Source organism: Cupriavidus sp. GW821-FHT02F09, assembly GCF_059421605.1.
In genome coordinates this window covers 38,282-57,785 of the sequence record NZ_JBWKVH010000012.1, presented here as the reverse complement: position 1 = coordinate 57,785, position 19,504 = coordinate 38,282, and the positions used below count along the sequence as shown (strand labels likewise).

The window sequence follows — 19,504 nt, the reverse complement described above, 5'->3', positions numbered from 1 at the left end:
TAAGTATTCACGCTATACCGTACAACTTTAGTCAAAACCTTAATTTGAGGGCTGGCCGAAATGACGTTGGGAGGGCTCGCTGGTCCGGCAGTTGCATGGCTCGCGGCAGGATATGCCGTGGCGGCGGCGTGGATCAGCCGACGGTCCTCGCCCGGCCCGGCGCCCGCCTGCGTAGCCCCGGATAGCGCGAGTATTCGGCCCGTGAGCGTGCTCAAGCCACTCTGCGGCGCCGAGCCTCGTCTCTACGAAAACCTGGCCACCTTGTGCAGACAGCAGCACCCCGCCTACCAGATCGTGTTTGGTGTACGCGCTGTCGACGATCCCGCCATAGGCGTCGTGGAGCGCTTGCGCGCCGATTTCCCCGCCTGCGAGATCGACCTGGTCATCGATCCCCGGGTGCATGGCAGCAATCTCAAGGCCAGCAACCTGATCAACCTCTGCGCCAGCGCGCGCCACGCATGGCTGGTGGTCGCCGATAGCGACATTGCCGTGGCGCCGGATTATCTGGCACGCGTTACGGCCCCCCTGGCCGATGCCCGGGTCGGTGTGGTGACTTGCCTGTATCGCGGCCATCCGGTCGGCGGCTTCTGGTCGCGCCTGGGGGCGGGATTTATCGACCACTGGTTCGCGCCTTCGGTGCGGATCGCCCACGCGGGCGGCTCCCGCAGTTTTTCCTTTGGCGCTACCATTGCCCTGCGGCGTGACGCACTGGCCGCAATTGGCGGGTTCGAAGCGCTCTCCAACCGCCTTGCCGACGATTTCTGGCTGGGCGAGCTGGTTCGGCGCCAGGGGCTGGAGACGGTGCTGTCGGATGAGATGGTCACCACAGATGTGACTGAGTCAACTCTTTTCGATCTCTGGGCGCATGAATTGCGGTGGATGCGCACCATCCGCTCGCTCAATCCGGCTGGCTTCGCCTTCACCTTCATCACGTTCACCTGGCCAATGCTGGCGCTGGCCGCCTGGATTTCGCCGCAGCCGCTGGTGCTGGCCGCGGTGGTGTTGGGCGGGCTGGCACGCAGTTTCCTGGCTGGCGGCCTCGGCGCCGCGCTGATGGCGCCGCTGCGTGATACCTTGCTGCTCGTGGAGTGGGCGGTTGCCCTGGCCGGATCGCAGGTGCGTTGGCGTGATCGGATATTGCCGGTGCGAGACCCTCCCACAGCCGAGGCGCCGCTGCAGCCGCGCGCGCCGGCGGCGCGCGCGGGCATGGAACCTTACCAGGGTGCTGGCGTAACGCTTCGCCCCCTTCCCTTGATGACGGAGGGGACGGACAATGGCGTGCCGGAACGCCAGTCGTCCCGTTCGACAAACGGCTTGAATCCCCCGAGGCTGCTATGAAAACCTTGTTCCTCCAGGTGCCTTCCTTCGATGGCTTTGACGGCGGCGCCGGCTCGCGCTATCAAGCCAAGCGCGAGATCAAATCGTTCTGGTACCCGACGTGGCTGGCGCAGCCCGCCGCGCTGGTGCCGGATAGCCGCGTGCTCGACGCGCCCGCCGACGGCCTGGGTGTGCAGGAAACGCTGGATATCGCCGCCGGCTATGAACTGGTCATCATCCACACCAGCACGCCGTCCTTTCCCACCGATGCCAAGTTCGCGGAAGAACTCAAGGCACGCCACCCAGGGGTGATGATCGGCATGGTAGGCGCCAAGCCCGCCGTCGACCCCGGCGGCACGCTCGGCGCGAGCTCCGCCATCGATTTCGTGTGCCGCGAGGAATTCGACTACACCTGCCAGGAGGTGGCCGCCGGCAAGCCGCTCAAGGACGTGCTCGGCCTGAGCTACAAACTGCCCGATGGCTCGCAGGAGCATAACGGCCCGCGCCCGATGATCGAGAACATGGACGAGCTGCCCTTCGTGGCACCCATCTACCAGCGCGACCTGAAGATCGACAACTACTTCATCGGCTACCTGAAGCACCCCTACGTCTCGATCTATACCGGGCGCGGCTGCCGCTCCAAGTGCACCTTCTGCCTGTGGCCGCAGACCGTGGGCGGGCACCGCTATCGCACGCGCTCCCCGGAGAACGTGATCGCCGAGGTCAAATGGATCAAGGAGAACATGCCCGAGGTCAAGGAGATCATGTTCGACGACGACACCTTCACGGATTTCAAGCCGCGCGTGGAGGAGATCGCGCGCGGGCTGGGCAAGCTGGGCGTGACGTGGTCCTGCAATGCCAAGGCCAACGTGCCCTACAGCACGCTCAAGATCATGAAGGAAAACGGCCTGCGCCTGCTGCTGGTGGGCTACGAGTCCGGCGACGACCAGATCCTGCTCAATATCAAGAAAGGCCTGCGCACCGATATCGCGCGCCGCTTCACCGAGGACTGCCGCAAGCTCGGCATCATCATCCACGGCACCTTCATCCTCGGCCTGCCCGGCGAGACGCGCGAGACGATCGAGAAGACCATCGCCTACGCCAAGGACATCAACCCGCACACGATCCAGGTCTCGCTGGCAGCGCCCTATCCGGGCACCACGCTATACCGGCAGGCGGTGGAAAACGGCTGGCTGGAAGACAACAAGGTCATCAACCTGGTCAACGACAAGGGCGTGCAGCTGGCCGCGATCAGCTATCCGCACCTGAGCAAGGAAGAGATCTACCACGGCGTGGAAACGTTCTATAAGCGCTTCTACTTCCGCCCGAGCAAGATCTGGGAGATCGTGCGCGAGATGCTGGGCAGCTGGGAAATGATGAAGCGCCGCCTGCGCGAAGGGGTGGAGTTCTTCCGCTTCCTGCGCTCGCACGAGGCCTGACCCTGGCTAGCGATCCTGTGGCGTCTGATCCTGCGCGGCGTGCCCTGATCATCACCGCCGACGATTTCGGCCTGCACGGCGGTGTCAACGAAGCGGTGGAGCTGGCGCACCGCGATGGCGTGCTGAACGCCGCCAGCCTGATGGTGGGCGCGAGTGCGGCTGCCGATGCGGTGGCGCGCGCCAGGCGCCTGCCGCGCTTGCGCGTGGGCCTGCATGTGGTGCTGGCCGACGGCCCGGCCGTGCTGGCCCCGGCCGCCATTCCGGCGCTGGTGGATGCGCATGGCCGCTTCGGCTCGGCCATGGCGCGCGACGGCTTCCGCTTTTTCTTCCTGCCGCATGTGCGGCGCCAGCTGGCCGCGGAGATCCGCGCCCAGTTCGAGGCGTTCGCCGCCACCGGACTGACGCTGGACCACGTGAACACCCACAAGCATTTCCACTTGCATCCCACCGTGCTGTCCCTGATCTTGCAGATCGGCCGCGAGTTCGGCCTGCACGCCATGCGCCTGCCCAGCGAGCCTGCGGCGCCGCTGCTGCTGCGGCCCTGGCTGGCTTTGTTGCGCAGGCGGCTGGACCTGGCCGGCATTGCCCACAACGACTACGTGCTTGGCATTGCCAATAGCGGCCGCATGGACGAAGCCGCCTTGCTGGCCGCGCTGGCGGAGCTGCCGGCGGGCGTGGGCGAGATCTACCTGCATCCCGGCGTGGTCTCCGGCGCCGAGGTCGCGCCCAGCATGCGTGGCTATCGCCATGCCGACGAGCTGGCCGCGCTGCTGTCGCCCCGCGTGCGCGAGGCGCTGGAGCGCGCCGGTGTGCGTCGCGGCGGCTTTACCGACATCTTTGGCGCGCCAGGTGCCCTGGCCCCAGCATGAAGCGCCTGATCTACCTGACCGGGCTTTTGGGCATGCTGGCCCTGACGGCACTGGTGCTGCACGAAGGCGCGTCCGACATTGGCCGCATCGTCGGCCAGGCTGGCTGGCCGCTGCTGCTGCTGGTGCCCTTCCACGCCCTGCCGCTGCTGCTGGACGCGCAAGGCTGGCGGGTGTTGCTGACGTCAGCCGATCCGGATGAGTCCGCCGGCCTCGCCTTCCTGTGGTGGGTGGCCACCGTGCGCGAGGCGGTCAACCGGCTGTTGCCTACCGTGGGTGTGGGTGGCGAGCTGGTCGGCATCCGGCTGACCCGCCTGCGTATCGCGGATACCACGGCAGTGACCGCCAGCATCGTGGTGGAAGTCATGGTGACGCTGTTCGCGCAGTACCTGTTCTCCGCGCTCGGCGTGGTGCTGCTGCTGTTGGCGCTCGGTGGCGGCGATGGTCATGCCTGGGTGATCCTGGCTGGCTTGCTGCTGTCCTTGCCGGTGCCAGTGTTGTTTGCGCTCTCGCTGCGCCATAGCGCGCTGTTCGAGCGGCTGGAGGGCGCCGCGCGGCGCTTGTTCGGCGCGGACCACCGGGTGGTCGCACTGATCGACGGCGCCCGGCTCGACGCGCAGATCCGTGCGCTGAATGCGCGCCGCGGCGAATTGCTGGCCGCGCTGTGCTGGCAGTTCGCCGGCCTGGCCTTGGGCGCGGCGGAGATCTGGTTCGCGCTGTGGCTGCTGGGCCATCCCGTCCCGCTCTGGCAGGCGCTGGCGATCGAGTCGCTGACGCAGGCCGTGCGCCATGTGGCCTTCTTCGTGCCGGCCGGCCTTGGCGTGCAGGAGGCGGTGATGATGCTGCTGGGCCACCTGCTTGGCGTCGACCCGCAGGTGGCCTTGTCGCTGGCACTGGTCAAGCGCGCGCGCGAGGTGCTCTTCGGCATCCCGGCGCTGCTGTCGTGGCAGTGGGTGGAGCTGCGGCGCTACATGGCCCCCAAGGCCGGGCCGGCCAAGGGGGCGCATCGGCACGCAGCGCCGGAACTGCCTACTTCAGGTCGCTGAACTTCCTGCCCTGCGCAACCAGGTCCTCGAGCAGCTTGGCCGGCTTGAAGTCTGCGCCGAGCGTTGCCTCGAAGTTCTTCATGGCCGCCAGCACCTTGTCCAGCCCGATCGTGTCCGCATAGCACATCGGGCCGCCCCGGTACACCGGCCAGCCGTAGCCGTTGACCCACACCACATCGATGTCGGAGGCGCGGATGGCCTTGCCTTCCTCCAGGATCTTCGCGCCTTCGTTGATCATCGGGTAGATGCAGCGCTCCAGGATCTCCTGCTCGGAGACCACGCGGCTGGTCTTGCCCTGCCTGGCGGCAAAGTCGCGGATGATCCCCTCGACCACGGGCGAGGGGATGGCATTGCGCTTCTCGTCGTAGTCGTAGTAGCCCGCGCCGGTTTTCTGGCCGCGGCGGTCCATCTCGCACAATATTTCGCGCAGCGTGGAGCTGCCGGATTTCTCGCGGATCCAGCCCAGGTCCAGGCCGGCCAGGTCGCTCATGGCGAATGGCCCCATCGGGAAGCCGAAGTTGTACAGCACGCGGTCGATGTCCCACGGCAGCGCGCCTGCGAGCACGAGTTTTTGCGCTTCGCGCTGGCGCTGGGCGAGCATGCGGTTACCGACAAAGCCCGGGCACACGCCCACCAGCGCGGCAATCTTGCCAATCTTGCGGGCCAGCTCCATCGACGTGCGGATGACGGGTTTGGAGGTCTTGTCGCCGCGTACCACTTCCAGCAGCTTCATGACGTTGGCCGGCGAGAAGAAATGCAGGCCGATCACGGATTCCGGGCGCGACGTGGCGCGGGCGATCTCGTTGACATCGAGCGCGGAGGTGTTGGTGGCCAGGATGGCACCGGGCTTCACGATCTTGTCGAGCTTGCCGAAAGTGTCTTTCTTCACGTCCATGTTTTCATAGACGGCTTCGATGACCAGGTCGGCGTCGGCCAGCTTGCCGAGTTCCAGCGTCGGGGTCAGCAGCGCCATGCGCTTGTCGACCTCGGCGGCGGTGATGCGGCCCTTTTTGGCGGTGTTGTCGTAGTTGGCGCGGATGGTGCGCACGCCGCGGTCCAGCGCTTCTTGCGCGGTTTCCACGATCACGACGGGAATGCCGGCGTTGAGCATGTTCATGGCGATGCCGCCGCCCATGGTGCCCGCGCCGATGATGCCGACCTTCTTCACGTCGATGACCGGTGTGTCGGCTGGCACGTCGGGCAGGTTCCAGACCTGGCGCGAGGCGAAGAAGTAGTAGCGCTGCGCGGCGGATTGCGTGCCGTTCATCAGCTCCAGGAAGAGCTTGCGCTCGACCTTCATGCCTTCGTCGAAGGGCAGGTTGACCGCGGCCTCGATGCAGCGGATGTTGTACTCGGGCGCGTCGAAGCCACGGAACTTGCGGGCGTTGGCGCGGCGGAAGTCGGCAAACAGTTCCGGCTTGCCGCGCGCGGCTTCCACTTTTTCGTTGAGGTCGCGCACCTTGCGCAGCGGGCGCTGCTCGGCGTTGACCTGCCTGGCGAAGGCAATGGCGCCGGCGCGCAGCGCGGCGTCTTCGGTCACCAGGTCGAACAAGCCCATCTCGGCGGCGGCGGCCGCGCCGATGTGGGCGCCCGAGGTCACCATGTCGAGCGCCTTGGCGGGGCCGACGATGCGGGGCAGGCGTTGTGTGCCGCCAGCGCCGGGCAGCAGGCCGAGGTTGACTTCCGGCAGGCCGCATTTGGCGGACCTGGCTGCCACGCGATAGTGGCAGACCAGCGCGACTTCCAGCCCGCCGCCCAGCGCGGTGCCGTGGATGGCGGCGACCACCGGCTTGGGCGAGCCTTCGATTGCGGCTTGCACGTCGGCCAGCGAAGGGCCAACCGGCGGCTTGCCGAATTCGGTGATGTCGGCGCCGGCGATAAAGGTCTTGCCCGCGCAGGTCAGGACGATGCCCTTGACGTTGCCGTCGGCGATGGCGCGCTCGACGCCAGCGAGGATGCCGGCGCGGACTGCGGCGGACAGTGCGTTCACCGGCGGCGAGTTGAGCGTAAGGATGGCGATATCGCCTTCCACGGCGAGATCGGCGACTGCGTTGATAGCGGTCATGGGTGTGGACTCCAGTGTGTCAGTGTGTCGGTGTGTCGTTGTGTCGGTTCAGGTGGCTTGATGCGAGGGCTGGCGCCCGGCTCAGAAAATCTCGAACAGCCCGGCCGCCCCCATGCCGCCGCCAATGCACATCGTCACCACGCCGAACCTGGCGCCGCGGCGCTTGCCTTCCAGCAGCAGGTGGCCGCTCATGCGCGCGCCGGACATGCCATACGGATGGCCAATGGAGATCGCCCCACCGGAGACGTTCAGGCGATCGTTCGGAATGCCCAGCGTATCGCGGATATGCAGGACCTGGCTGGCGAACGCCTCGTTCAGCTCCCAGATGCCGATGTCGCTCATCGACAAGCCATGCTGCTTGAGCAGCTTGGGAATGGCGAACACCGGGCCAATGCCCATCTCGTCCGGATCGCAGCCGGCGACGGCCATGCCGCGATACGCGCCCAGCGGCTGCAGGCCGCGGCGTTCGGCTTCCTTGGCTTCCATCAGCACCATGGCGGATGCGCCATCGGACAGTTGCGAGGCATTGCCGGCGGTGATGAAGCTGCCCTCGGCCACGCGTTGCCCATTCTTGAAGACCGGCTTGAGGGCCTGCAGGTCGGCCAGCGTGGTGCTGGGGCGGTTGCCCTCATCCTTGGCCAGCGTGACCTGCTTCTCGCTCACGGCGCCGCTGGCCTTGTCGGTGACCAGCATGGTGGTGGTGATTGGCACGATTTCCGCGTCGAAGCGGCCGGCTTGCTGCGCGGCGGCCGTGCGCTGCTGCGATTGCAGCGAGTACGCATCCTGGGCTTCGCGGCTCACGCCATAGCGCTGCGCCACGATCTCGGCGGTCTCCAGCATCGTCATGTAGATCTGCGGCAGCGTTTGCACCAGCTGCGGGTCCTGCGCGCGGTAGCGGTTGATCTTGTCGTTCTGGACCAGCGAGATCGACTCCAGCCCGCCGCCCACGGCAACCTGCATGCCGTCGACGATGATCTGCTTGGCGGCCGTGGCGATCGCCATCAGGCCGGAGGCGCACTGGCGGTCCATCGACATGCCCGACACCGTGACGGGCAGCCCGGCGCGCAGCAGCGCCTGGCGCGCGACGTTGCCACCCGTGGAGCCTTGCTGCACCGCGCAGCCCAGGATCACGTCGGCGATCTCCGCCGGGTCGATGCCGGCACGCTGCACGGCGTGCGAGATGGCGTGGGCGCCGAGTTCCTGCGCCTGCGTGTTGTTGAAGGCGCCGCGATGGGCCTTGCCGATCGGCGTACGTGCGGTGGATACGATAACTGCTTCACGCATGGGAAGTCTCCTGCTGTGTTTTGAGTGAATGCCTAACCGTGGCGATGCGAAACGTCCTTGGCGATGGCCAGGAATGTCTCCAGGTCATCGCGGATCTGCTTTTTGTTGTACTTGCCTACGCTGGTCTTGGGGATGTCCCGCGTGATGGCGACGAGCTTGGGCAGCATCCACCTGGTGATCTTGCCGGTCTCGACGCCGTGGACCTTCAGGAAATCGATGACGCTGTCCTCGCTGGCCGCAAAGCCGTTGCGCACGCTGACCAGCGCCAAGGGCTTCTCGCCCCATACCGGATCGGGCACGCCGACCACTGTCGCCTCGTGCACGAAATCGGCCATCGCGATCAGGTTCTCCAGCAGTACCGTGGGCACCATTTCCGCGCCGCTGCGGATCACGTCCTTCATGCGGTCGGCGATGGTGATATAGCCCTCGGCATCCACCTTGGCGATGTCGCCGGTGTGCAGCCAGCCGTCTTGCCACAACTCCGCGCTTTTCTCGGGGTTGCGGTAGTACTGCCCGGTCGTCCAGGGCGCGCGCACCACGATCTCGCCGACCGTGTGGTCGTCCTGAGGCACTGGCTTGCCTTTGTCGTCGATGACCTCCACCTCCACGCCAAGAATCGGCAGGCCGGATTTGACCAGCACCGCATCGGTCTCGTCCCGGTCCAGGTGGACCATGGTCTTCTTGATGAACGAGCCAACGATGGTGGGCGCGGTCTCGGTCATGCCGTAGCCCGAACTCATGCGGAAGGTGGGGATCAGGGCTTCCAGCTTGCGCTTGAGCCCGAGCGGCAGCGCGCCGCCGCCCACGCTGACGCGCACCAGGCTGCTGAGATCGTACTTCTTCAGGTCCGGGTATTCGAGCAGCATGGCCGCGATGGTCGCCACGATGCCCACCGACGTCACCTTCTCGCGCTCCACCAGCTCGCAAAAGCCCTGTACGGTAAAGGTCCCGTGCAGCACGATCTTCTGCGCGCTATAGACCGCGACGAAAGGCTGCCCCCAGCCGTGGATGTGGAACATCGGCGTATTCAGCAGCGGCACCGCGCCTTCGCCCAGCCGCGTGCCCAGGCCATCGGCGATATCGTGGTCCGGCGTGTTGCCGATAGCGAGCTGCGCCATCATGTGGATCGTCAGCAGGTAGAGCTGGCGATGCGTGAAGGTGGCGCCCTTCGGCTGGCCCGTGGTGCCGGTGGTGTAGCACAGCGTGGCGTTCACGTCCTCGTGCAGGGCGGGCCACTCGATGGTCTCGGCCTGGCGGGCGATCAGCGTTTCGTACTCGATGATGTTGGGGATGCGGGTCTGCGGCAGCCCCGGCTTGTCCGACATATAGACCACCAGCTCGACCACGTCTTTGATCTGGTCGTAGATGCCTTCCAGCAAGGGCATCAGGGTGTCGTCGACAAACAGGATCTTGTCCTGCGCGTGCCGGATGGTGTAGACGATGTGCTGCGGGGACAGGCGGACATTGATCGGGTGCAACGTGGCGCCAATGCCTGTCACGCCGTAGTACAGCTCCAGGTGGCGGTGGGTGTTGAGCGCCATCGTGGCGATGCGCTCGCCAGGTTCGCCAGGCGTGCCGGCTTGCACCTTGAGCTCGCCGCGCAGGCCGTTGGCCAGCTGGGCGACGCGCCGGTACCACTGCATCCAGGTAAAGCGGAAATACTCGCCGGTGGCGGGGTTGCGGTAGACGACGCCGATCTCGTCGGGATACATCCGCACCGGGCGCTTCATGATCGTGGTGAGCACAAGCGGGTAGTGCGTGCTGAATTCCGGATAGGTCCTGAATGTCATCCTGTCTCCTGTTGATCCCTGATCCTGTTGATCCCGATGATCCCGATGTTGGCGCTACGCGTTGCCCTCGCGCTGCGGCCGCGGGCGGCGGCGCGGCTCCTCCACCCGCAGGGCTAGCACAAAGGCGATGCTCATGACCACCATGGCCGCGACGAACACCAGCGAGAAGCGCACCCCCTGCGCCAGCATGCCGCCGAGGATCGGCCCGCACGCCATCATCGTGTAGGTGGCTGTGTCGGACACCGCCAGCAGCATCGGGCGATCGCGCCGGTTGCCGAACTCCAGCGCAAAGTTGTCCGCGGACAGGAAGTAGCCGCCAAAGCTGGCGCCCAGCCCGCAGAACACCAGCAGGAACGCGCCCAGGCTATCGCAGAGCAGCAGCGCGGCGGTGGACAGCACCCACAGCCCGATGCTGCACAGGAACACCAGCCGATAGCCGTGGCGGTCGGCCAGGCGGCCCCAGATCAGGTTGCTGGTAGTCTGCGCCAGCAGGTAGGCAATGCTCAGGTAGCCCAGCGTGGCACCCGAGAGCGGCAGATGGCTACCGACATAGATGGCATAGAACGGCACGGCCATCATGCTGAACGCCACCAGCGCGCGGGCCACGAAGAAGCGCACGTAGTGCTTGTCCGCGCGCAGCAGCGCCGGCACTTCGCGCAGGCGCTGGCGAAAGCCCGATTGCACGCGTACATCGTGCAGCACCGGCTCGCGCATGCGGGTCAGCGCGGAGATGCCCAGGCTGGTAAGGACAAAGGCGGCGAGGAAGGTGGTGGCGTAGCCATTGCCGAACACATTGCCGCCAACCAGGAAACGGCCGCCCAGATAGGCCACCGCCGCCGCGATCAGCCCGCCGAGGAAATTGCGGAACGCGCTCAGCGCGCCCCGCCGCTCCAGCGGAATGATCTTGGACGTGAGGTAGTTGAAGGTGACGTTCTGCACGCCGTTGAACAGGCCGAACAGCAGCAGGAACCCGGCGGCGGCGGCCAGCGCGCCGTCGCCCGAGAGCAGGAAGGCGGACAAGCCCAGGCCGAGGATCTGCAGGCGCACCAGCCAGCCCACCAGGTAGATCAGCGGCATCACGCGCTGGCGATGCTCGATCTGCGTTGCGCCCCAGATGGAGGACATCGCCATGCCGGCGTACTGCGCGCCAAGCACGCACCCCACCACCAGCTTGGAGCCGGACAGCAGGTAGATGTAGGCCGGCACGAAGGTGGGGGCGGTCACCAGCCGGAAGCCGGTCATGCCCAGCATGCCGTGGACCAGGTAGGCGCGCGCGTTGCGTGGCAGGTGCTGCTGTACGTGGGCGCGGAAGCTGTCCTCCGCCAGTGCGTGCGCATCGCCATGTCCGGCATTTGTGCCACGGGCGGCTTGCGCGGCGAGTTCCGCTTTCATGCCTGAGCGTCTCCACGCATCGCCGCTTGCGCCGCGTAGTGTTGCAGCGCCTGGTCCAGCTCGACCTTCTCCAGCGAGAGCAGCTCTGTCACCGCTTTCAGCCAGTCCGGGCGCTCGCGCGTGCACACGGAGATCGGCTGCGGTGTGTCAGAGTGCTGCGCGGCCAGCATCGCGTAGTTGGCCGCGTAGCTCGGCGGGCGCACGTCGGTTGCCAGGTCGGCGATGGCGTACGGGTCGGGCGGGCCGGTGCGCGAGGTATCCACCACCGGGATATACGGATTGCGTGCCGCGGTGCCGCCACCGGCCAGGCCGGGGCCGTCGCGCAGGATGGCGCCGCGCACCTGCTCCGGGCGCGCGCCGGCCAGCAGCAAGGCGATATAGCCGCCCAGCCCGCGCCCCGCCACGGTCGACGGGCCCAGGTGCGCCAGTGCGATATCCGCGTCCGCCATCAGGAACTCGCAGCTGTAGCCACCGCCGCGCGGAATGTCCGAGAGCCCGTGCCCGGTGAAATCCAGCGCGTGCACCGTGCCGGGCCAGCCGGCGTACTCCGCCGGCAATGTGTCCGGCGATCGCTCGCCCAGCCCGTGCAGCAACAGCAGCGCGGGCCCGCTGCCGGTCTTGAGCGGATGCAGGGCAAGGCGCAGGCGATTGTGGCGCAGGTAGAGGGTCATGAACGGAGGAAGGGCAGGATGCGTTCCGCGGTCTCTCGCGGCCGCTCGATATGGATGAAGTGCCCGGTGTCGGCCATCACCTGTACCTGGGTCGAGGGCGGGAAGTACGGCGCGAGGTCGGCCGCGGTGGCATCCCACCCCATCGGTTCGCGCTCCGTGCCGAAGATGGCCAGCATGGGAATGGGAAAGCCCGGCAGGCGGTCGGTCATCCAGCGCGCGCGCATGGGGCCAAAGCCGGAGGAGCCGATCACCGGGTCGAGCTTCCAGCGCCAGCCGTGCGCATCCTGCCGCGCGCCGAGCGCGGCCAGGTAGCACAGCCACGCATGGGCCAGCCGCGGGTTCATGCGGGCGCGCCGCCGGGCGAGTTCCTCAAGGGTGCCGGGCTTGCGTGCGAGGCCCGGGCTTTGCCGGCGCGTATCGAGCCAGCGCGTGATGATGGGCGCGGTCATCGATTTCTTGTCGCGCACGGCGCTGTCCGCGTGCGGATTGCGAAAGGGCAGGCCATCGATGGCGACAAAGCGGGTGAACCGGTGCGGCAGCGCCTGGATCGCATGCACCAGCAGCGAGCCGCCCTTGCTGTGGCCGATGGCGATCAGCGGCTCGCGCGTGACCGAGTCGGCCACCGCCAGCAGGTCCCGCTCGTCCGCGACCCAGCTGTACAGGTCGGCATGCTCGGAGTCGCCGTGGCCACGCTGGTCATAAGACACCACGCGGTAGCCGGCATCGGCCAGCAGCGGCGCGAAGACATCGAAGGTCCGCGCGAAATCCATGGCGCCATGCACCAGCAGGACCGGCGTGGCGTCGATCGCGCCCCACTCATGGACGGCGATGCGGATGCCGTCGGCGCTGACGGTGCGCGAGCGATCCGGCGCCCGGGCACCCGGAAAGGCAGGGATGGCACAGCGCGGCGCGCTGCTGGCCTTGGCCTCCACATTGTCTCCTGGTTGCGCCCCACGGGCGCCGACCGGCTTGGTGTGCTTGCCGGTTTAGTGGTTACGGTATGTTCCCGGGAATGCTATCACATCGGCAGAAAATGCATGCTTGGCAGCAATGGTCGGGTGTTTGGCCGTACCACGTTTTCATTTTAGGAAATGGAGTATTGACGTTGCGGGGTCGGGCTTATATAACGAATCCAAACCAAAACAAGACAAGCCAAAAAAAACAGGAGACAAGCGTGGATGACCTGGAAACCTTCCGGCAGGAGGTGCGTGCCTGGCTGGAGGCGCAATGCCCGCCCGAAATGCGGCAGCCCGTGCGCAACGAGGACGACATCTGCTGGGGCGGGCGCAAGTTCCGCTTCCAGTCCGAGGCGCAGCGCCTCTGGCTCGCGCGCATGGGGGGGAAGGGCTGGACGGTGCCGGAGTGGCCGCGCGAGTATGGCGGCGGCGGCCTCTCCCGCGAGCAGGCCAAGGTGCTGCGCCAGGAAATGCAAGCGCTTGGCTGCCGCGTGCCGTTGCAAAGCTTCGGCATCTGGATGCTTGGCCCGGCCTTGCTCCGGTTTGGCTCGGAGGCGCAGAAGCGCGAGCATCTGCCCAGGATCGCCCGCGGCGAGATCCGCTGGTGCCAGGGATATTCGGAGCCCAATGCCGGGTCGGACCTGGCCTCGCTGCAAACGCGCGCGGACGAGCGCGACGATCACTTTGTCGTCAACGGCCAGAAGGTGTGGACCTCGTACGCCGACAAGGCGGACTGGATCTTCTGCCTGGTGCGTACCGACTTTTCGGCACAGAAGCACACCGGCATCAGCTTCTTGCTGTTCGACATGGAAACGCCGGGCGTGACGGCGCGGCCCATCGTGCTGATTTCCGGCAAGTCGCCGTTCTGCGAGACCTTCTTTGACGATGTAGTGGTGCCGCGCGCCAACCTGGTGGGCGAGCAAAACGGCGGCTGGGCCATCGCCAAGTACCTGCTGACCCATGAGCGCGAGATGATCAGCGGCATCGGCGGGCGCGGCCAGCGCCCGCCGATGGGCAAGCTGGCGCGCGACACGCTCGGCCAGAACGAGCGCGGTGAAGTCGACGCGCCCATGCTGCGCGCGCAGATCGCCACCTTCGAGATCGATGAAGCGGCATTCGCCCTGGCGGGGGAGCGCGCGCTGGACCTGGCCCGGCAGGGCGAGGGCATCGCCGCGTTCTCGTCGGTGCTCAAGTACTACGGGTCGGAGCTGAACAAGCGGCGCTATGAGTTGCTGATGTCGATTGGGGGCAGCGAGGCCCTGGAGTGGGAGAGCGAGCGCAGCAACGACGGTGCCACCGCGCGCGGCTGGCTGCGCAGCAAGGCCAACTCGATCGAGGGCGGCACGAGCGAAGTGCAGCTCAACATTGTTGCCAAGCGCCTGCTCGGCCTGCCCGGCGTCTGACAGCCCCAACTCCACGCTTGAATGCTCAGGGACCGACTATGGCAATCGTATTGAATCAGACCCAGGAGATGCTGCGGGACAGCGCCCTGGCATTCCTGCGCGAAAGCGCACCCATCCCGATGCTGCGCAAGCTGCGGGACACCCGGGACAACACCGGCTTCTCGCCCGCCCTCTGGCGGGAGTTTGCCGAACTGGGCTTTGCCGGCGTGCTGATCCCCGAGCAGTATGGTGGCAGCGAGCTCGGCGTGGTGGAGGCGGGCGTCCTGATGGAGGCGCTTGGCCGCACGCTGGCCCCCACGCCGTTTTTCTCCACCGCCTTGCTGGGCGCTTCGTTGATTTCCCGCGAAGGCAGCGCAGCGCAGAAGGCGCATTTCCTGCCCGCCATCGCGGCTGGCAAGCACCTGACCGCGCTGGCGATCGACGAGGGCGCGGCGCACCGTCCGGAGCGCCAGGCGCTCGCCGCCGTGCAGCAGGACGGCGGGTTCGTGCTCAATGGCGCCAAGGTCTTCGTCATCGACGGACATATTGCCGATACGCTGATCGTGGTGGGCCGCACCAGCGGCAACGCCGACGACCGTGACGGCGTCACGCTCTTCCTGGTGCCGCGCGGCGCCGATGGCATTACCGTGGAGCGCACCGTGATGGCGGATGCCCGCAATGCCGCGCGCGTGCAGTTCCGGGATGTGCGCGTGGCGGCGGACGCGGTGCTGGGTGAGGCCGGTAGCGGCGCGGCCGTGCTTGAGCACGCGCTCGATATCGCCCGCGCGGCGCTGGCGTCCGAGCTGGTCGGCATTGCCGACGAAGCCTTCGAGCGCACGCTGCAATACCTGAAAGAGCGCAAGCAGTTCGGCAAGATCATCGGCGAGTTCCAGGCGCTGCAGCATCGCGCCGCCCATCTGTTCAGCGAGATCGAGATCACGCGCGCGGCGGTGCTGCGCAGCCAGCAACTGCTAGACGACGGCCCGGCACAGCCAATCGCGCTGGTATCCGCGGCCAAAGCCCGCGCCGGGTCCACGGCGATGCTCGCGGTGCAGGAGGCCGTGCAGATGCACGGCGGCATTGGCATGACCGACGAGTTCGAGATCGGCTTCTACATGAAGCGCGCCTGCGCCGCGCAGATCCTGCTCGGCGACACCAACTTCCACGCCCAGCGCTGGGCGATCTTGCGCGGCTACTGAGCGCCGCAACGCACCATCGTCAACCGTGTTTGCAGGCCGTCCATGCGCAGGCGTGGCGCCTGCGCTCGCCCTCGCGTTTTCCGCCGCGCGTTTGCGCCGCACAAGCGGCCCGCCACGGCGGCGCCGACCTAGGTAAATCCACTAGACATTCAAGGGTCAGTTCGGTTGTCATGAATTAGAACTCTGGGTATGCTGAATGGGCTATCTGCACAAACAGCAGCTCGGTGGAAGCCTCCCAGGGATACTTCCTTGATCGCACCATATATCGCTTGATTTACGTGTTCAGCGATGCTTGTATGGTGTGTTTGGCGACCACGCGAAGCACCGAACAGGAGACGGCATGGTCGGGGCGGCATTTTTTATCGTATCCACGGTATCTTTTTTAAGGGCATACGGCGTGGCCCGGACTGGCGTCACGGAAGCGGGCGCGCCATGAGTGCCTACATCCTGCGCCGCTTGCTGGCGCTGCTGCCCACGCTGCTGTTCGCCAGCCTGATCGTCTTTGTGATCGTGCGCATGGTGCCGGGCGATGTGGTCGACCTGATGCTGAGCCAGAACGACATCAGCGCCGACACCAAGAGCCGCGAGGACCTGATCCGCGCGCTGGGCCTGGACCAGCCGATGTGGTTCCAGTACGTCCACTGGATCGGCAACATCGTGTTGCACGGGGATCTCGGCCAGTCGCTGTGGCAAGGTGAGCCGGTGCTGAAGATGGTGCTGGCGCGCATGCCCGCCACCTTCTCGCTGGGCGCGCTTGCCCTGTTCGTGGCGCTGTCGGTTGCGTTGCCCGTGGGCGTGCTCTCGGCGATCCGGCAGGACACCGCGGCCGACTACGTGGCGCGCTCGTTTTCCATCCTGATGCTGGCAGTGCCCAGCTTCTGGATGGGCACGATGATCATGGTGTTTCCTTCCGTGTGGTGGGGCTGGTCGCCCGAGGTGCGCTACGTTCCCTTCCTGGAGGACCCGCTCCAGCACATCAGCAACATGCTGGTGCCCGCCATCATCCTTGGCATGGCACTGTCGGCCATCACCATGCGCATGACGCGCACCATGATGCTGGAGGTGCTGCGCCAGGACTACATCCGCACGGCCTGGGCCAAGGGCTTGAACGAGCGCCTGGTGATCCTGCGCCATGCGCTGCGCAACGCGCTGATTCCGGTGGTGACGCTGATCGGCCTGCAAGCGCCGCTGCTGATCGGCGGGGCCGTGGTGATCGAGCAGATCTTCGCGCTGCCGGGCATGGGGCTGCTCCTGCTGGACGCCGTGAACCAGCGGGACTATCCCGTGATCACCGGCGTGTTCCTGGTGGTCGGGGTGGCCGTCATGCTGATCAACCTGCTCGTGGACCTGAGCTACGGGCTGTTCGACCCGAAAGTGAGGCATCGCTGATGGCACGTCCAATCGCAAACGCCCCGGCGCTCAAGACGGCGCAAGCCGTCCCTGCCGCGCCGCCGATGTCTGGCCCGGGCCGGCTCGGGTCAGCCTTCGCACTGGTGGGTCGCCTGTTGCGCGAGAAGCCGCTGGGCGCCGCCGGCGCGGTGATCTGCATGATCTTCCTGTTCTGCGGCGTCTTTGCCGACTGGCTGGCGCCTTATGGCGTCAACGAGATCAGCATGATGAAGCGGCTGCAGCCGCCGTCATGGGCGCACCCCTTCGGCACCGACAACCTCGGGCGCGACATGCTCTCGCGCTGCCTGTACGGCGCGCAGCTCTCGGTCATCATCGGGCTGTCGGCCGCCACGCTGGCTACCGCCATCTCGGTGCTGATCGGCATCCTGACCGGCTACCTGGGCGGCAAGTTCGACCTGATCGTGCAGCGCATGGTGGATGCGTGGATGAGCTTTCCTGACCTGGTGATCCTGATCGTGGTGGTGTCCGTGCTCGGCCCGGGCAGCTGGCAGATCATCGGCACGCTGGGCTTGCTGCTGGGCGTGGGCGGCTCGCGCATCATCCGCAGCGCGGTGGTCTCGGTGCGCGAGAACATGTATGTGCATGCCGCGCAGTCCATGGGTGCCTCCACCGGCCGCATTCTCTGGCGCCATATCCTGCCCAATGTGCTGCCGCCCATCATCGTGCTGTTCACCACGCGCGTGGGCACCGCGATCCTGGCCGAGTCCGGCCTGTCCTTCCTCGGGCTGGGCGTGCCGCCGCCCGCGCCGACCTGGGGCGGCATGCTCTCGGGCAACGGCCGCACCTTCATGTTCCAGGGGCCCTGGCTGGCCTTGGCCCCCGGCATCTGCCTCACCGTTGTCGTCTATGCCATCAACGTCTACGGCGACGCGCTACGTGACCTGCTCGACCCGCGCATGCGCGGGTCGCGATAACCAACAACGAGGGATGACGATGGAGGGACGCGGCTTGAACCGGACAATATCTTCAGTGGTGGCGGGCGTGGCGCTGGCGCTTGCCGCCGGCGCGGCCTGCGCGCAGGCCGAAGCGCCGAAGTACGGCGGCAATCTCGAGATCGGCTCCATGTATCCCACCATCTCCGCCTTGTCGTGGGACCTGGCCGACTGGAACTGGAAGCAGAACTACGACACCGGCCAGGTCTACGAACAGCTCTTTGTCGCCGACCTTTCCAAGGCCAGGCGCAATGGCGGCAAGTATCCGTTCCAGGCCGATGCGTGGCTGCCGGAGGACGCGATTCGCGGCGAGCTGGCCGAGAGCTGGAAGTGGGTCGACCCGCTGACGCTCGAAGTCAAGCTGCGCAAGGGCGTGAAGTTCCCCGCCAAGGCGGGCGTGATGGAAGAGCGCGAGCTGGTGGCCGATGACGTGGTCTTCAGCTACAACCGCCAGAACACCAGCGCCAAGAAAATCCCCACGTATTACGACCACCTCAACAAGGTGGAGGCAACGGACAAGTACACCGTGGTCTTCCGCTTCAAGGAGTTCAACGCCGAATGGGATTACCGCTTCGGCTGGGGCTACTACTCCGGCATCATGCCCAAGGAAGTGGCGGCGGCCGGGGCCGGCAACTGGAAGAATGTGAACGGCAGCGGGCCGTTCCTGCTGAGCAACTTCGTCCAGGGCACCGCCAGCACTTACACGAAGAACGAGCAATACTGGGATAGCGACAAGATCGCTGGCAAGGACTACAAGCTGCCCTTCGTCGACAAGGTCGTGCTGCGCACCGTCAAGGACGAGTCCACCCGCAACACCATGCTGCGCACCGGCAAGCTGGATGTGCTCGAGTCTGTCCGCTGGACCGCGGTCGATGAGCTCAAGAAGAATGCGCCGGCGCTCAAGTGGTCGCGCTGGCTGTCGACCAACGGCCAGTACGTGGCGCTGCGCGTCGATACCAAGCCGTTCAACGACCTGCGCGTGCGGCGCGCGCTGAACATGGCGGTCAACAAGCAGGAGATCGTCAAGCAGTTCTATGGCGGCAATGCCGAACTGTTCGCCTACCCGCAGCATCCGGATTACGCCGGCTACTTCGAGCCGCTGAGCGCCATGCCGGATTCGGTGAAGGAGCTGTTTGCCTACAACCCGGACAAGGCGCGCAAGCTGCTGGCCGAGGCGGGCTACGCGAAGGGCTTCACCTTCAAGGTGCAGGTATGCGCCTGCCAGCCGGAGCACCTGGAGCTGCTGCCGCTGATCGGCGCCTACCTGGAGCAGGTTGGCGTGCGCATAGAGATCCAGCCGATGGAGTACGGCGCGTTCCTGTCGGCCATGACCACCAAGACCAATGCGCCCGGCTACCTGATGAGCAATGGACATACCAACCCCACCACCACGATCCGCAAGAGCTTCGTGAAGGGCCAGGTCTGGAACGCCGCGCAGTGGGGCGACGCCAAGTACGAGCAGCGCGTGAACGAAGCCTTCCAGATGCGCGACCTCGGCCGCCGGCAAGAGGCCTTGCGCTCGCTGACGCGCGATGTGCTCGCGGATGCGCCGTATATCTGGTTGCCGACCCCTTACGTGTACACCGCATGGTGGCCCTGGGTGAAGAACTACAACGCCGAGCTGCGCGCGGGCGCGGTCCGTCCCGGCCCGATCTACGCGCGGATGTGGGTCGACCAGGACATGAAGAAGAAGATGGGGTTCTGATTTCCTTGCTCCCACCTTGCTCCACGCTTGTCCCTTTCAAGGAGGCCCGC

Annotated in this window: 15 protein-coding genes; 9 read left to right on the top strand and 6 right to left on the bottom strand. The window is 66.4% G+C overall.

Features of this window, described 5'->3' with window-relative positions:
• Positions 1-60: 60 nt before the first annotated feature.
• From hpnI to AC07XB_RS15855, 4 genes are read left to right on the top strand one after another with little or no spacing between them, the layout of a single operon-like run.
• Positions 61-1,338: a bacteriohopanetetrol glucosamine biosynthesis glycosyltransferase HpnI gene (gene hpnI / locus AC07XB_RS15870; RefSeq protein ID WP_492830388.1), complete on the top strand. Its 1,278-nt coding sequence runs from the start codon at positions 61-63 to the stop codon at positions 1,336-1,338.
• Positions 1,335-2,756 carry a hopanoid biosynthesis associated radical SAM protein HpnJ gene (gene hpnJ, locus AC07XB_RS15865; RefSeq protein ID WP_492371376.1) on the top strand — a complete coding sequence of 474 codons (1,422 nt, stop codon included), beginning with the start codon at positions 1,335-1,337 and terminating at the stop codon, positions 2,754-2,756. Before hpnI ends, hpnJ begins: the two co-directional genes overlap by 4 nt.
• Positions 2,757-2,773: 17 nt before the next feature.
• Positions 2,774-3,625: a hopanoid biosynthesis-associated protein HpnK gene (gene hpnK / locus AC07XB_RS15860; protein ID WP_492371377.1), complete on the top strand. Its 852-nt coding sequence runs from the start codon at positions 2,774-2,776 to the stop codon at positions 3,623-3,625.
• On the top strand, positions 3,622-4,668 hold the full coding sequence (locus AC07XB_RS15855; protein WP_416051584.1) for a lysylphosphatidylglycerol synthase domain-containing protein: 1,047 nt from the start codon (positions 3,622-3,624) through the stop codon (positions 4,666-4,668). The genes hpnK and AC07XB_RS15855 overlap by 4 nt, the downstream gene beginning before the upstream one ends.
• Here AC07XB_RS15855 and AC07XB_RS15850 read toward each other — a convergent pair.
• The 6 genes from AC07XB_RS15850 to AC07XB_RS15825 form a co-directional block, all read right to left on the bottom strand.
• Complete coding sequence (locus AC07XB_RS15850) at positions 4,652-6,733, bottom strand: 3-hydroxyacyl-CoA dehydrogenase NAD-binding domain-containing protein (protein WP_492830390.1); 2,082 nt, start codon at positions 6,731-6,733, stop codon at positions 4,652-4,654. The genes AC07XB_RS15855 and AC07XB_RS15850 overlap by 17 nt on opposite strands.
• Before the next feature lie 81 nt (positions 6,734-6,814).
• Entirely contained in the window at positions 6,815-8,017 is a 1,203-nt protein-coding gene (locus AC07XB_RS15845) for an acetyl-CoA C-acyltransferase (RefSeq protein WP_492830392.1), read from the bottom strand.
• Between the two features lie 32 nt (positions 8,018-8,049).
• Positions 8,050-9,807 carry a long-chain-fatty-acid--CoA ligase gene (locus AC07XB_RS15840; protein WP_492830394.1) on the bottom strand — a complete coding sequence of 586 codons (1,758 nt, stop codon included), beginning with the start codon at positions 9,805-9,807 and terminating at the stop codon, positions 8,050-8,052.
• Between the two features lie 54 nt (positions 9,808-9,861).
• Entirely contained in the window at positions 9,862-11,199 is a 1,338-nt protein-coding gene (locus tag AC07XB_RS15835; protein ID WP_492371380.1) for an MFS transporter, read from the bottom strand.
• Entirely contained in the window at positions 11,196-11,870 is a 675-nt protein-coding gene (locus tag AC07XB_RS15830) for an alpha/beta fold hydrolase (RefSeq protein WP_492371381.1), read from the bottom strand. Before AC07XB_RS15830 ends, AC07XB_RS15835 begins: the two co-directional genes overlap by 4 nt.
• A complete protein-coding gene (locus AC07XB_RS15825) occupies positions 11,867-12,802 on the bottom strand; it encodes an alpha/beta fold hydrolase (protein ID WP_492371382.1) in 936 nt (311 codons plus the stop codon). Before AC07XB_RS15825 ends, AC07XB_RS15830 begins: the two co-directional genes overlap by 4 nt.
• A 242-nt stretch (positions 12,803-13,044) precedes the next feature.
• On the opposite strand from AC07XB_RS15825, the gene AC07XB_RS15820 reads away from it, so the two are divergent.
• The 5 genes from AC07XB_RS15820 (at position 13,045) to AC07XB_RS15800 (ending at position 19,454) form a co-directional block, all read left to right on the top strand.
• Positions 13,045-14,229, top strand: coding sequence for an acyl-CoA dehydrogenase family protein (locus AC07XB_RS15820; protein ID WP_416051591.1), 1,185 nt, complete (start codon positions 13,045-13,047; stop codon positions 14,227-14,229).
• Positions 14,230-14,279: 50 nt separating this feature from the next.
• Positions 14,280-15,407 carry an acyl-CoA dehydrogenase family protein gene (locus AC07XB_RS15815; RefSeq protein ID WP_492809669.1) on the top strand — a complete coding sequence of 376 codons (1,128 nt, stop codon included), beginning with the start codon at positions 14,280-14,282 and terminating at the stop codon, positions 15,405-15,407.
• A gap of 432 nt (positions 15,408-15,839) precedes the next feature.
• A complete protein-coding gene (locus tag AC07XB_RS15810; RefSeq protein WP_043356856.1) occupies positions 15,840-16,796 on the top strand; it encodes an ABC transporter permease in 957 nt (318 codons plus the stop codon).
• The gene (locus AC07XB_RS15805) at positions 16,796-17,731 is read left to right on the top strand and encodes an ABC transporter permease (RefSeq protein ID WP_492809671.1); all 936 of its coding nucleotides are present in this window, start codon (positions 16,796-16,798) and stop codon (positions 17,729-17,731) included. Before AC07XB_RS15810 ends, AC07XB_RS15805 begins: the two co-directional genes overlap by 1 nt.
• A gap of 13 nt (positions 17,732-17,744) precedes the next feature.
• Complete coding sequence (locus tag AC07XB_RS15800; protein WP_492371387.1) at positions 17,745-19,454, top strand: ABC transporter substrate-binding protein; 1,710 nt, start codon at positions 17,745-17,747, stop codon at positions 19,452-19,454.
• The last annotated feature ends 50 nt before the right edge of the window (positions 19,455-19,504 follow it).

Excerpts from the sequence above, each read along its gene's own strand:
- hpnJ (WP_492371376.1), top strand. The coding sequence starts at position 1,335 with ATGAAAACCTTGTTCCTCCAGGTGCCTTCCTTCGATGGCTTTGACGGC.
- AC07XB_RS15810 (WP_043356856.1), top strand. The coding sequence starts at position 15,840 with ATGAGTGCCTACATCCTGCGCCGCTTGCTGGCGCTGCTGCCCACGCTG.
- AC07XB_RS15845 (WP_492830392.1), bottom strand. The coding sequence starts at position 8,017 with ATGCGTGAAGCAGTTATCGTATCCACCGCACGTACGCCGATCGGCAAG.
- AC07XB_RS15830 (WP_492371381.1), bottom strand. The coding sequence starts at position 11,870 with ATGACCCTCTACCTGCGCCACAATCGCCTGCGCCTTGCCCTGCATCCG.
- AC07XB_RS15805 (WP_492809671.1), top strand. The coding sequence starts at position 16,796 with ATGGCACGTCCAATCGCAAACGCCCCGGCGCTCAAGACGGCGCAAGCC.
- AC07XB_RS15840 (WP_492830394.1), bottom strand. The coding sequence starts at position 9,807 with ATGACATTCAGGACCTATCCGGAATTCAGCACGCACTACCCGCTTGTG.
- AC07XB_RS15800 (WP_492371387.1), top strand. The coding sequence starts at position 17,745 with ATGACGATGGAGGGACGCGGCTTGAACCGGACAATATCTTCAGTGGTG.
- AC07XB_RS15855 (WP_416051584.1), top strand. The coding sequence starts at position 3,622 with ATGAAGCGCCTGATCTACCTGACCGGGCTTTTGGGCATGCTGGCCCTG.
- hpnI (WP_492830388.1), top strand. The coding sequence starts at position 61 with ATGACGTTGGGAGGGCTCGCTGGTCCGGCAGTTGCATGGCTCGCGGCA.
- AC07XB_RS15850 (WP_492830390.1), bottom strand. The coding sequence starts at position 6,733 with ATGACCGCTATCAACGCAGTCGCCGATCTCGCCGTGGAAGGCGATATC.
- AC07XB_RS15835 (WP_492371380.1), bottom strand. The coding sequence starts at position 11,199 with ATGAAAGCGGAACTCGCCGCGCAAGCCGCCCGTGGCACAAATGCCGGA.